1 protein-coding gene is annotated in these 229 nt (G+C 57.6%); it reads left to right on the forward strand.

Annotated elements, in window-relative coordinates; all coding sequences use genetic code 11:
* Positions 1–229, forward strand: a 229-nt coding sequence (locus ACNEUN_RS06515; RefSeq protein WP_463631660.1) for an AMP-binding protein, incomplete at both ends; no start/stop codon positions are given.

Genomic DNA, 229 nt, shown 5'->3' on the forward strand with positions numbered 1-229 from the left:
GTTCGGCATGAGCCGTGTGAAGAACGGCTTTACCGGCGGTGAGGCGATCGGAGAGGATACGTTCGTCTTCTATCGGGCGCTCGGTATCAAGCTTCGACAACTTTACGGGCAGACCGAGAACAGTGCGATCAATGCGATCCAGGCAAACGACGAATTCCGTCTCCACACCGTCGGTAAAGCCGCCCCCGGGGTCGAGGTGACAATTGCCGACAACGGCGAAATCCTGCTT

Source organism: Gardnerella sp. C0684A1, assembly GCF_055326835.1.